This window comes from Promicromonospora sp. NPDC110617, assembly GCF_055598465.1.
Genome location: NZ_JBVKBM010000001.1, coordinates 956,962 through 970,220, shown reverse-complemented (window position 1 = coordinate 970,220; position 13,259 = coordinate 956,962). Strand labels below are relative to the sequence as shown.

Annotated in this window: 7 protein-coding genes; all 7 read right to left on the bottom strand. The window is 69.4% G+C overall.

Translation table 11 applies throughout. The annotated features are described in order from the left end of the window. Window positions 1-52 precede the first annotated feature (52 nt). Entirely contained in the window at window positions 53-523 is a 471-nt protein-coding gene (rpsG, locus tag ACZ7LE_RS04075) for a 30S ribosomal protein S7 (RefSeq protein ID WP_020016110.1), read from the bottom strand. Continuing rightward, entirely contained in the window at window positions 523-897 is a 375-nt protein-coding gene (rpsL, locus tag ACZ7LE_RS04070; protein ID WP_020016109.1) for a 30S ribosomal protein S12, read from the bottom strand. The genes rpsG and rpsL overlap by 1 nt, the downstream gene beginning before the upstream one ends. A gap of 398 nt (window positions 898-1,295) precedes the next feature. After that, complete coding sequence (locus tag ACZ7LE_RS04065) at window positions 1,296-5,180, bottom strand: DNA-directed RNA polymerase subunit beta' (protein WP_036964587.1); 3,885 nt, start codon at window positions 5,178-5,180, stop codon at window positions 1,296-1,298. Window positions 5,181-5,257: 77 nt separating this feature from the next. Further along, complete coding sequence (gene rpoB / locus ACZ7LE_RS04060; protein WP_470402074.1) at window positions 5,258-8,770, bottom strand: DNA-directed RNA polymerase subunit beta; 3,513 nt, start codon at window positions 8,768-8,770, stop codon at window positions 5,258-5,260. Window positions 8,771-9,252: 482 nt separating this feature from the next. Then, a complete protein-coding gene (gene rplL, locus ACZ7LE_RS04055; protein ID WP_020016106.1) occupies window positions 9,253-9,639 on the bottom strand; it encodes a 50S ribosomal protein L7/L12 in 387 nt (128 codons plus the stop codon). Between the two features lie 84 nt (window positions 9,640-9,723). After that, window positions 9,724-10,254: a 50S ribosomal protein L10 gene (gene rplJ / locus ACZ7LE_RS04050; protein WP_020016105.1), complete on the bottom strand. Its 531-nt coding sequence runs from the start codon at window positions 10,252-10,254 to the stop codon at window positions 9,724-9,726. A gap of 364 nt (window positions 10,255-10,618) precedes the next feature. Continuing rightward, window positions 10,619-13,216: a CHAT domain-containing protein gene (locus ACZ7LE_RS04045; protein WP_470402073.1), complete on the bottom strand. Its 2,598-nt coding sequence runs from the start codon at window positions 13,214-13,216 to the stop codon at window positions 10,619-10,621. Window positions 13,217-13,259 lie beyond the last annotated feature (43 nt).

The window sequence follows — 13,259 nt, the reverse complement described above, 5'->3', positions numbered from 1 at the left end:
GTTATGCATCCACCGACGGCCCCGGGGGTCACCCGGGGCCGCTCGGAAGCTACTACCAGCGGTAGTGCGCGAAGGCCTTGTTGGAGTCGGCCATCTTGTGCATGTCCTCGCGGCGCTTGACCGCGGCACCGAGACCGTTCGACGCGTCGAGGATCTCGTTCATGAGACGCTCGGTCATCGTCTTCTCGCGACGAGCGCGGGAGAAGTCGGTGAGCCAGCGGAGGGCGAGCGTGGTGGCGCGCGTCGGACGCACGTCGACCGGCACCTGGTAGGTGGCGCCACCGACACGGCGGGAGCGCACCTCGAGAGCCGGGCGGACGTTGTCGAGCGCGCGCTTCAGCACCACGACAGGGTCGCCGTCGGTCTTGGCGCGGACGCCCTCGAGGGCGCCGTAGACGATCGCCTCGGCGGTCGACTTCTTGCCGTCGAGCAGGACCTTGTTGATCAGCTGCGTGACAACCGGGGACCCGTAGACCGGGTCGACGATGAGCGGCCGCTTCGGGGCCGGACCCTTGCGGGGCATCAGCTCTTCTCCTTCTTGGCGCCGTAACGAGACCGAGCCTGCTTGCGACCCTTCACGCCCTGCGTGTCGAGCGCACCGCGGACGATCTTGTAGCGGACACCGGGAAGGTCCTTCACACGGCCGCCGCGCACGAGCACGATGGAGTGCTCCTGCAGGTTGTGGCCGACACCGGGGATGTACGCGGTGACCTCGACCTGCGAGGAGAGCTTCACACGGGCGACCTTGCGCAGGGCCGAGTTCGGCTTCTTGGGGGTGGTGGTGTACACACGGGTGCACACGCCGCGCCGCTGGGGGGAGCCCTTGAGGGCCGGAGTCTTCGACTTCCCGGCCTTCGAGGTCCGCCCCTTGCGGACGAGCTGCTGGATCGTAGGCACTACGTCTCCGTCGTCTTCTTGAGCTTCGGCGACGCCCTGCCGGCGTCCCCGTCAATGGTTCTGGCTTGTGCGTGCCGATCGCATGCGGCACCCACAGCCCCGCACGGGGACTGCTACGCCACTTACCACCGGCTCGATGGCCCGGCTCCACCCATCAAGGCACGACGTGCCTCAGGGGGTTCTTGCCGGGGCGCCCACGCACTCACATCGGCCGCTTCCGAAGCCACCTTGCGGCGGCCTTCAAGAGGTGCGGCCCGACGGCGCAGGCACGGATTCCTAGGTTACCCGCGTGTCTACGGGGGGTCAAAACGAATCGGGTGTGAGATGCGCCCGAGAAACCGCGAGGGCCGTGTGCGGGGGCGAACCCCGCACACGGCCCTCACGGTCAGAGGATCAGGTCAGCGGAAGTCGCCGAGGTCCAGGTCCTCCAGCGGGATCGCCTCGCCCGAACCCATACCGAGGGTCGGGAAGTCGATCTCGTCGTAGCCGAAGCTCGGGTAGAGCTCGGCCTTGGCCTGCTCGGTGGGCTCGACCTCGACGTTGCGGTAGCGGGGCAGACCCGTACCGGCCGGGATGAGCTTACCGATGATGACGTTCTCCTTGAGGCCCAGCAGCGGGTCACGGCGACCGCTCATCGACGCCTCGGTGAGCACCCGGGTGGTCTCCTGGAAGGAGGCCGCCGAGAGCCACGAGTCGGTGGCGAGCGAGGCCTTCGTGATACCCATCAGCTCCGGACGGCCGGCGGCCGGCTGGCCACCCTCCGACACGGCCTTGCGGTTCGCGTCCTCGAAGCGCATGCGCTCCGCGAGCTCACCCGGCAGCAGCTGCGAGTCACCCGAGTCGAGCACGGTCACGCGACGCAGCATCTGCCGCACGATGACCTCGATGTGCTTGTCGTGGATGTCCACGCCCTGGCTGCGGTAGGTCTCCTGGACCTGGTCCACCAGGTGCGTCTGCGTGGCACGCGGGCCGAGGATGCGCAGCACCTTCTTCGGGTCGACGGCACCCTGGACGAGCTGGGTACCGACCGTCACGTGGTCGCCGTCCGCGATCTTCAGACGGGCACGCTTGGTGACCGGGTACTTGATCTCCTCGCCACCGTCGTCCGGCGTCAGCACGAGGTGACGCGTCCGCTCGGTGTCCTCGATCGTCACGCGACCCGTGTACTCCGCGATGGGCGCCTCACCCTTGGGGGTGCGGGCCTCGAAGAGCTCGGTGACACGCGGCAGACCCTGCGTGATGTCCTCGGCGGCAGCCACACCACCGGTGTGGAAGGTACGCATCGTCAGCTGCGTGCCCGGCTCACCGATCGACTGCGCCGCGATGATGCCGACGGCCTCGCCGATGTCCACGAGCAGACCCGTGGCCAGGGAGCGGCCGTAGCACTTGGCGCAGGTACCGACGCGGGACTCGCACGTCAGGACCGAACGGACCTTGACGTTCTCGATGCCCGCGGCGATGACCTTGTCGATGATGACGTCGCCGGCGTCCGACCCGGCGGTCGCGATGACGTTGCCGTCGGCGTCCACCACGTCGGTCGCGAAGGTACGCGAGTAGATGCTGGTCTCGACGCGGTCGTCCGGGACGAGGGAGCCGTCCGCGAGCTTCTCCGCGACAGGCAGCGTGAGGCCACGCTCGGTGCCGCAGTCCTCCTCGCGGATGATGACGTCCTGCGAGACGTCCACCAGACGACGGGTCAGGTAACCCGAGTCCGCCGTACGGAGGGCCGTGTCGGCCAGACCCTTACGGGCACCGTGCGTCGCGATGAAGTACTCGAGGACGGACAGGCCCTCGCGGTAGTTGGACTTGATCGGACGAGGGATGATCTCGCCCTTCGGGTTCGCCACGAGGCCGCGCATACCGGCGATCTGACGGACCTGCATCCAGTTACCACGGGCGCCCGAACCCACCATGCGCATCACGGTGTTCCGCGCGTTGCTCTCGAGGTTCACCCGCATGGCCGACGCGACCTTGTCGGTCGCCTGGGTCCAGATCTCGATGAGCTCCTGACGGCGCTCGTCGTCGGTGATCAGACCCTTGTCGAACTGCTGCTGGACCTTGAGGGCACGGGCCTCGTGCTCGTCGAGGATCTCGCCCTTGACGGTCGGGGCCGCGACGTCCGAGATGGCGATCGTGACGCCGGAACGCGTGGCCCACCGGTAGCCGGCGTCCTTCAGCGCGTCCAGCGCCGCGGCCACCTCCACCTTCGGGTAGCGCTCGGCGAGGTCGTTGACGATCGTCGAGAGGCGCTTCTTGTCGGCGACACCGTTCTCGTACGGGTAGTCGACGGGCAGCGTCTCGTTGAACAGGTAGCGGCCGAGGGTGGTGTCGAACAGCAGCTGCTGACCCGGCTCCCAGCCCTCGGGCGCCTCGAAGTCCTTCAGCGGCGGCACCAGGTCGGACATCCGCAGCTTGATCTGCGCGTTGATGTCCAGCTCGCCCCGGTCGAAGGCCATGATGGCCTCGGCGACCGAGCCGAACGCACGACCCTCGCCCACGGCGCCCGGACGGTCGCTCGTGAGGTGGTGCAGACCGATGATCATGTCCTGCGAGGGCATGGTCACCGGACGGCCGTCCGACGGCTTCAGGATGTTGTTGCTCGAGAGCATGAGGATGCGGGCCTCGGCCTGCGCCTCGGCGCTCAGGGGCAGGTGCACGGCCATCTGGTCACCGTCGAAGTCGGCGTTGAACGCGCCGCAGACGAGCGGGTGCAGGTGGATGGCCTTGCCCTCGACGAGCTGCGGCTCGAACGCCTGGATGCCCAGGCGGTGCAGCGTCGGCGCACGGTTCAGGAGCACCGGGTGCTCCGTGATGACCTCTTCGAGCACGTCCCAGACCACGGGGCGGGTGCGCTCGACCATGCGCTTGGCGCTCTTGATGTTCTGCGCGTGGTTCAGCTCCACGAGCCGCTTCATGACGAACGGCTTGAACAGCTCGAGCGCCATCTGCTTGGGCAGACCGCACTGGTGCAGCTTGAGCTGCGGGCCGACCACGATGACCGAACGGCCCGAGTAGTCGACGCGCTTGCCGAGCAGGTTCTGGCGGAACCGGCCCTGCTTGCCCTTGAGCATGTCGGAGATCGACTTCAGCGGACGGTTGCCGGGGCCCGTCACCGGGCGACCACGACGGCCGTTGTCGAACAGCGAGTCCACGGCCTCCTGGAGCATCCGCTTCTCGTTGTTGACGATGATCTCCGGCGCGCCCAGGTCCAGGAGCCGCTTGAGGCGGTTGTTCCGGTTGATGACGCGGCGGTACAGGTCGTTCAGGTCCGACGTCGCGAATCGGCCACCGTCGAGCTGCACCATCGGGCGCAGGTCCGGCGGGATGACCGGGACGGCGTCGAGCACCATCGCCGTGGGCGAGTTGGTGGTCGTCAGGAACGCGTTCACGACCTTGAGGCGCTTGAGCGCACGGGTCTTGCGCTGGCCCTTGCCCGAGCGAATGGTCTCGCGCAGCGACTCGGCCTCGGCGTCCAGGTCGAAGTTCTGCAGGCGCTGCTGGATCGCGTTCGCGCCCATCGCACCCTCGAAGTAGGTGCCGTAGCGGTCCTGGAGCTGGCGGTACAGCATCTCGTCGCCCTCGAGGTCGGCGACCTTGAGGTTCTTGAACCGGTCCCAGACCTGCTCGAGGCGGTCCAGCTCCTGGTCCGCACGCTTGCGCAGCTGAGCCATCTCGCGCTCGGCGGAGTCGCGCACCTTGCGGCGCGCGTCGGCCTTGGCACCCTCGGCCTCGAGCTCGGCCAGGTCGGCCTCGAGCTTCTGGGCGCGGGTGTTGATGTCGTTGTCCCGGCGGTCGGAGATCTCCTTCTTCTCGAGATCGATCTCGTTCTGCAGGTTGGGCAGGTCCTCCTGGCGGGCCTCGTCGTCGACCGACGTGATCATGTAGGCCGCGAAGTAGATGACCTTCTCCAGGTCCTTCGGTGCCAGGTCCAGCAGGTAGCCCAGGCGGGACGGCACACCCTTGAAGAACCAGATGTGCGTGACGGGGGCGGCGAGCTCGATGTGGCCCATGCGCTCACGACGCACCTTGGAACGCGTGACCTCCACACCACAGCGCTCGCAGATGATGCCCTTGAAGCGCACGCGCTTGTACTTGCCGCAGTAGCACTCCCAGTCGCGGGTCGGACCGAAGATCTTCTCGCAGAAGAGCCCGTCCTTCTCCGGCTTGAGGGTGCGGTAGTTGATGGTCTCTGGCTTCTTGACCTCACCGTGCGACCAGGCACGGATGTCCTCGGCCGTGGCGAGGCCGATACGCAGCTCGTCGAAGACGTTGACGTCGAGCAAGATGTCCTACTTCCTGAAGTTCTCGAAAATCCTCGGGGTGTCCAGGTCCGCGCCCGGTGCACGGGCGCGGCCTGGTATCAGATCTCGTCGACGCTGGAGGCGGCGTTGGGCCGCCGCGAGAGGTCGATGCCGAGCTCCTCAGCGGCGCGGTACACCTCGTCGTCGGACTCCTTCATCTCGATGGAGACACCGTCGCTCGAGAGCACCTCGACGTTCAGGCACAGCGACTGCATCTCCTTGAGAAGCACCTTGAAGGACTCCGGGATACCCGAGTCGGGGATGTTCTCGCCCTTGACGATCGCCTCGTAGACCTTGACACGGCCCGGGACGTCGTCGGACTTGATGGTGAGCAGCTCCTGGAGCGTGTACGCGGCGCCGTACGCCTCGAGAGCCCAGACCTCCATCTCACCGAAGCGCTGACCACCGAACTGCGCCTTACCACCCAGCGGCTGCTGCGTGATCATCGAGTACGGACCGGTCGAACGCGCGTGGATCTTGTCGTCGACCAGGTGGTGCAGCTTCAGGATGTACATGTAACCGGTGGAGACGGGCTCCGGGAACGGCTCGCCGGAGCGGCCGTCGAAGAGCTGCGCCTTGCCGTCCTGGTTGACCATGCGCTGACCGTCACGGTTCGGCAGGGTCGCGCCGAAGAGACCGCGCAGGGCGACCTCCTCCAGGCCGTCGAACACCGGGGTGGCGACGGGGCGGCTCGGCTCGCTCTTGTGGGCGACCTCGGGAAGGCTCTCCAGCCACTCCCCGCCCTTGTCCTCCGCGAGGGAGACGTCCCAGCCCTGCTTGGCGATCCACCCGAGGTGGGTCTCCAGCACCTGGCCCACGTTCATGCGGCCCGGCACACCCAGCGGGTTCAGGATGACGTCGACCGGCGTGCCGTCCTCGAGGAACGGCATGTCCTCCTGCGGGAGGATCTTCGAGATGACGCCCTTGTTGCCGTGGCGGCCGGCCAGCTTGTCACCGACCGTGATCTTGCGGCGCTGCGCGATGTAGACGCGCACCAGCTGGTTCACGCCGGCGGGCAGCTCGTCGCCGTCCTCCCGGTTGAACTCGCGCACCGCGATGACCGTGCCCTGCTCGCCGTGGGGCACCTTGAGCGAGGTGTCGCGCACCTCGCGCGCCTTCTCACCGAAGATCGCGCGGAGCAGGCGCTCCTCCGGGGTCAGCTCGGTCTCACCCTTGGGGGTGACCTTGCCGACCAGGATGTCGCCGGCGCCGACCTCGGCACCGATGCGGATCACGCCGCGCTCGTCGAGGTCCGCGAGGACCTCCTCCGAGACGTTGGGGATGTCCCGCGTGATCTCCTCGGGGCCCAGCTTGGTGTCACGGGCGTCGACCTCGTGCTCCTCGATGTGGATCGAGGAGAGGACGTCGTCCTCCACGAGGCGCTGCGACAGGATGATCGCGTCCTCGTAGTTGTGGCCCTCCCACGACATGAACGCGACCAGCAGGTTGCGGCCGAGCGCGAGCTCGCCCTCGTCCGTCGCCGGGCCGTCCGCGAGCACGGAGCCGACCTCGACCCGTGCACCCTCGTCGACCAGCACGCGCTGGTTGTAGCTCGTGCCCTGGTTGGAGCGCACGAACTTGTGCACGCGGTACGAGCCCGTCGTGCCGTCGTCGTTCGCCACGAGCACCAGGTCGGCCGAGACCTCGGTGACCACACCGGGCTTGGTCGCCACGATGACGTCGCCGGCGTCGACCGCCGCACGGCGCTCCATGCCGGTACCGACCACGGGGGCCTCGGACCGCACCAGCGGCACGGCCTGACGCTGCATGTTCGCACCCATGAGGGCGCGGTTGGCGTCGTCGTGCTCGAGGAACGGGATCAGGGCCGTCGCGACCGACACCATCTGGCGCGGCGAGATGTCCATGTAGTCGACCTCGGCGCCCGGGATGTCGTTGGTCTCGCCACCCTTCGTGCGGACCAGGACGCGGTCGAGGACGAACGTGCCGTCCTCGAGCAGCGGCGTGTTGGCCTGCGCGATGATGTAGCGGTCCTCGTCATCGGCCGTGAGGTAGTCGATGTTGTCGGTGACCTTGCCGTTCTCGACCCGGCGGTACGGCGTCTCGATGAAGCCGAACGGGTTGATGCGACCGAACGACGCGAGCGAGCCGATCAGACCGATGTTCGGACCCTCAGGGGTCTCGATCGGGCACATGCGACCGTAGTGCGACGGGTGGACGTCACGGACCTCCATGCCGGCGCGGTCGCGCGACAGACCACCCGGGCCGAGCGCGTTCAGACGACGCTTGTGCGTCAGACCGGCCAGCGGGTTGTTCTGGTCCATGAACTGCGACAGCTGCGACGTGCCGAAGAACTCACGGATCGACGCGACGACCGGACGGATGTTGATCAGCGTCTGCGGCGTGATGGCCTCGACGTCCTGCGTGGTCATGCGCTCGCGAACGACGCGCTCCATGCGGGACAGACCCGTGCGCACCTGGTTCTGGATGAGCTCACCCACGGCGCGGATACGGCGGTTGCCGAAGTGGTCGATGTCGTCGGTCTCGACGCGCACCTCGACGGGCTGGCCGTTGCGGACGCCGTCCATGGTGGTCTTGTCCGCGTGCAGCGACGCCAGGTACTTGATCGTGTGGACCACGTCGGTCAGCGACAGCGTGGAATCGGCGAGCTCCGCGTCGACACCGAGCTTCTTGTTCGCCTTGTAGCGGCCGACCTTGGCGAGGTCGTAGCGCTTCGGGTTGAAGTAGAAGTTCTCCAGCAGCGCGCGACCGGCCTCGACCGTCGGCGGCTCACCCGGGCGGATCTTGCGGTACAGGTCGACCAGGGCCTCGTCCTCGGTGTGGACGTGGTCCTTCTCGAGCGTGTCGAGCACGGACGGGAACTCGGCGAACTGCTCGCGGATCTCCGACTCGGTCATGCCGAGGGCCTTGAGCAGCACCGTGACGGACTGCTTGCGCTTGCGGTCGACGCGGACGCCGACGGCGTCGCGCTTGTCGATCTCGAACTCGAGCCACGCACCACGCGAGGGGATGATCTTCGCGGAGAAGACGTCCTTGTCGCTGGTCTTGTCCGGGGTGCGCTCGAAGTACACGCCCGGGGAACGCACCAGCTGCGACACGACGACGCGCTCGGTGCCGTTGATGATGAAGGTGCCGCGCGCGGTCATGAGCGGGAAGTCGCCCATGAAGACCGTCTGGCTCTTGATCTCACCGGTGGTGTAGTTGACGAACTCCGCGGTGACGAACAGCGGGGCCGCGTAGGTGAAGTCCTTCTCCTTGCACTCGTCCGCCGTGTACTTCGGCGGCTCGAAGCGGTGGTTCGAGAAGGAGAGGGACATCGAGGAGCCGAAGTCCTCGATCGGGGAGATCTCCTCGAAGATCTCTTCCAGTCCGGAGGTTTCCGGGACATCATTACGACCAGCCGCCTTGGCAGTTTCTACCCTGCCCTGCCAGGCTGGGTTACCAAGAAGCCAGTCGAAGCTCTCGGTCTGCAGGCCAAGCAGGTCGGGGACCTCGAGTGGCTCATAGATCTTTGCGAAGGAAACGCGACGGGAAGCGGTACGGTTCGCAATGGCTTCGGCGGACGGAGCTGAAGGGGTGCGCGAGGCAGCCAAGAGGGGTCCTTCCCTGCAGTTCGGGTGAACGCTGTACGCTCTGCGGTGCTGCAGGATGCTCTGCCGGATTCACCGGTCACCGGTGGGCATCCCCTGAGCGGGGATGCGACCAGGACTTTCGGGAAGCAGGGGGAGGCGTCGAGGGCACACGCGGGCGCAAAGCGCTAGCATACCTATCTGGTTCTAGTATGTCCAGTCGCCCTAGGTCCTGCACGTCGAGACTGTGGGAATCCTCGAATCGTTGCGTATCCGCACTGCCGCGGCGTGGCGGCTGGACGAGGCGGCGCTCGGTCGGTTCAACGGGTCGACAGCGGGTGATATTCCTGCGTGACCTCGATCCCCGCGTGACCTCGCCGGACGGATCCGGAGCACGCGAGAGGCCCGCACCCCGAGGGGTGCGGGCCTCTGCGTTCTTCGGCGGACGGCGCCCGGGACGAGCCCGGGCCGCCGTCACACCAGCCCGAGGGCGGTGATGCCTGAGGTCACTTGAGGGTGACGGTGGCGCCGGCGCCCTCCAGGGCAGCCTTCGCCTTCTCGGCGGCGTCCTTGTCGGCGCCCTCGAGAACCGGCTTCGGCGCGCCGTCGACCAGGTCCTTGGCCTCCTTCAGGCCGAGGGACGTGAGCGCGCGCACCTCCTTGATGACCTGGATCTTCTTGTCGCCGGCAGCCTCGAGGATGACGTCGAACTCCGACTTCTCCTCAGCGGCCTCGGCCGGCGCGCCACCCACGGGGCCGGCAGCGACAGCGGCGACCGGAGCAGCGGCGGTGACGTCGAACTTCTCCTCGAAGGCCTTCACGAAGTCGGAGAGCTCGATGAGCGTGAGCTCCTCGAAGGCGGACAGGAGCTCGTCGGTGGAGAGCTTCGCCATGATGGCGTTCCTTTCAGTTGGCGCTTCGCGGACCGGTTCCGGTCCGCGAGAAGCAGGGGGGTGTGAACTGGCACTGCCACCTGATCAGGCGGCAGCACCCTCCGATTCCTGCTTCTGACGCAGGGCATCGATGGCACGGGCGACCTGGGCGGGCTTGGCGGTGAAGGCGTAAGCGGCACGCGTCAGCGTGGCCTTCAGACCGCCGGCCACCTTGGCCAGCAGAACCTCGCGGGACTCGAGGTCCGCGAGCTTCGTGATCTCTGCAGCGGACATCGCGGCGCCGTCGAGCACGCCGCCCTTGATGACCAGAGCAGGGTTCGCCTTGGCGAAGTCACGCAGACCCTTCGCAGCCTCGACCGGGTCCCCGGTCACGAATGCGATGGCGGAGGGGCCCTTCAGGTCGGCGTCGAGACCCTCGACACCGGCCTCCTTGGCCGCGATCCCCGTCAGCGTGTTCTTCACCACGGCGTAGGTTGCGTTGCCGCTGAGCGACCGACGCAGCTCCTTGAGCTGCGCGACGGTGAGCCCGCGGTACTCGGTCAGCACGGCCGCGTTGGAGTCGCGGAACTTGTCCGCGAGCTCTGCGACAGCGGCTGCCTTGTCCGGCCTCGCCATGGCAATCCTTCCGGTGGTGGTACCGCCGTCCCCTGGGGCGTGCGCCCCGGGCGTTGCCCCGGAACGAGAAAAAGAGCCCCGGCGCAGATGCACGGGGCTCGGTTCGCGCGGCAGGACCGCACTCGAGTTCGTCACCTGCGCAGGCCCCCGCTCTCAGCGGGACTTCGGTCTTCTTCCGCCCTGCTCTTTCAAGCGAGATGCTCTTGCGAGCGGGCAGCGTCGGACGACCGGCGGTCTTGGGTTACCCGAGAACTATACATGGCTTCGCGCATTGGGCCGTACGCGGCGAGCGGTGGCCTGCGCCACACGGCGGACGACGCCGCCCGCGCCGCCGCCCGCGGGCCCCGAGCGCCACTCCCCCGCGTCACCGGCCCAGGCCCTCCAGGGATGCGAAGCACACCAGCGGCACCGGCTCGGGCTCGTCCGCGAGTGCCGCGGTGAGCGCGGCCTCGGGGTCGTCCGTGGCGCGCAGGTGGGCGTGGAACCGGGGCATGACGCGTGCGGCGACGGCGTCCGACAGCGGGGCGACGGCGGCGACGACCGCGCGGGCGCCGAGCCGCAGGAGCACGGACGACAGGCCGAGCACCTCGCCGCCCACCACCTGGGACGAGCCGCCGACCTCGCAGGCCGAGAGCACGAGCACGGATCCGGGGAGCCGTGTGCCGTCGAGCTCGTGGGCGAACAGTGGCCCGTCGGCGAGGTCGACGAAGGCGAAGAGCGGGTTGTCGGCGTCGTGCCTGCCGTGGGTGGCCAGGTGCACGATGTCGTGGGTGGCGAGCACGGCCCGCACCGCCGCCGTCGTCGCGGCGGCGCCGGTGAGGACAGTTGCTCCCGGCCAGACGGCGCCGACGGCCTGCACCTCGCTCGCCCCGAGGGTGACGCCGGGACCGTACGCGGCCAGCAGCCGGTGCCTGCCTCCCGGGCGGGGGTGCGCGCGACCGCGCGCCATGTAGGAGCGGACGGTCGTGCGGCGGCCGCGCCGGGACGGGAGTGCCGTCCAGGGCACGCTGAGCAGGGGCTCCCTGCCGACGACGTACAGCGGGCCGTCCGCCCGCATCGGCACGGCCAGGAGCCGGTCGAGCGCGTCGAGGTTGCGCCGCAGGGAGCGGCGGGCGGCGTCGCGCAGTGCCGGGGGCACGTGCTCGTTGGCGCAGGCGCCGAAGTCGGCGCGGACGCGCAGCGCCCGTTCGGTGACCTCGGCGAGCGGTCCGAGGACGACGGTGCGGGCACCGTGCGCGTCGACCCGGACGCAGCGCAGCACGCCGTCGAGCACCAGGTAGTTGGCGACGACGGCGCCGTCGTCGCGGGCGGCGAGCAGCTCGCGGACCTCGGCGGTGGTGGCCGGGCGGTCCTCGGCCACGTCGTCCTCGGCGCCGGTGCGGTGCCAGGCGCGTTCGCGCGCCGTCGCCAGCAGCCTGCGTGACCGCTCGAAGAGCTGGGCGCGCTCGGTCGCGCTGTCCCGGTCGGTGAGCGTGCGGGCCCGGACGACGAGCCCGCGGGCCTCGGTGACGAGCGCACCGACCGCGGGCTCGTCCGGTGCGACGGTGCCGCCCATCCCGGCGAACGTGGTCCGGCCGCGTTCGAGCGCCTCGAAGAGCCAGTCCGGCCTGCCGGTCCGCAGCGCGGCGTCGACGTCGGTCCGCTGCAGGTCCACACCGTGCGCCGCGGCCGCGGTGACGGACTCGACCGAGCCGAGACCCACGCGATGGTCCGCGAGCAGCTCGAGGCCTGTGCGCACGGCCGCGATGCCTGCGGTCCGGTCGCCCGACGCGAACGCGAGCTGCGCGAGGACGGTCTGCCGCTGGATCCGCGTGGACAGCGGGGCGTCGGCCATGCCGGCGGGCAGGTTGTCGAGGACGGTGCGCGCGGCGGCGACGTCGTCGGCCAGGAGGTACCAGTGTGCGGCGACGAACCGCGCGGTCAGGCCAGGACGCTGGCCGAGCAGGGGGTCCACCTCGTCGCCCGCCTCGGCGGCCTCGATGGCCTGCTCGGCACGGCGCCGGGCGTCGTCGGGGACGGGTGCCTCGCCGCGGCGGATCGGCAGGAGGATCGCCTCCAGCTCGGCGACGCGCGCGACGGCGGCCCGCTGCGGGTGCCCGACGCCGGCGTAGTAGCGCCGGGCGAAGGCCGCCGCCGTCTGCGCCTCCTCCCAGCGGTGCAGCGCCATGAGGCAGCGCGCCCGGAAGTACTCGGCCTCGGCGCGATGGTGCGCGCGGCCCGGGACCACCATGCGGGAGATCGCCTGGGTGAGGACCTGCTCCGCGTCCTCCAGCAGCCCCGCCTCGTAGAGGACGGCGCCGCGGCCGATGTCGAGCACGCCGTCGGCGCGTTCCGGGTCGACCGCGCGGGCGGCGGCCATGGCCTGCAGCGCGCCCGGCAGGTCGCCGAGCGCGTACCGCACGAATCCGGTGTTGTGCAGGGCGAGGGAGGCGATACCGGGCAGGTCGGCCAGCCCTGCGGCCTCGTGGCAGGCATCGAAGTCGGCGAGCGCCGCGTCCAGCCGGCCGAGCTCGATGGCGGCCGCACCCCGGTTGAGCAGCGCGGTGGCGTAGTCGCGCTGCGACAGCTGGTCCGCGACGGCGAGCACCCGGTCGAAGGCCGCCACGGCGTCGATGAGCCGGCCGGAGCGCTGGAGCAGCAGGCCGCGGTTCCCGTCGACGACGGCGGCGAGCCGCCGGCGGATCCGCGGTGGGGCCGCGTCTGCGCGGGCGTCGGCGTCGCCGAGGAGGGCGAGGGGCTTGTCCAGCGTGTCCTCGACGGCGTGAACGGCGACGGCCTCCCCCGCCAGGGAACGAACCATGCCCTCGGCCCAGCGCTCACGGTCCGTGGGGCCGAGTTCCCCGAGGTCCACGACCCGGAGCCGGTCGAGTACGTCCCGGAACCGCAGCAGGGCGTCCCCCGGCCGCGACCGGGAGTTGAGCTCCCGCGCGGCCAGCAGCTCCGCCTCCAGTTCCGGCCACATACCTGCCCCCTCCGCCTCATCGGGGCCCACGGGGGCGCCGGGC

Bases quoted from the DNA above. Each gene is read 5' to 3' on its own strand.
- rplJ (WP_020016105.1), bottom strand. From the start codon at position 10,254: ATGGCGAGGCCGGACAAGGCAGCCGCTGTCGCAGAGCTCGCGGACAAG.
- ACZ7LE_RS04045 (WP_470402073.1), bottom strand. From the start codon at position 13,216: ATGTGGCCGGAACTGGAGGCGGAGCTGCTGGCCGCGCGGGAGCTCAAC.
- rplL (WP_020016106.1), bottom strand. From the start codon at position 9,639: ATGGCGAAGCTCTCCACCGACGAGCTCCTGTCCGCCTTCGAGGAGCTC.
- rpsG (WP_020016110.1), bottom strand. From the start codon at position 523: ATGCCCCGCAAGGGTCCGGCCCCGAAGCGGCCGCTCATCGTCGACCCG.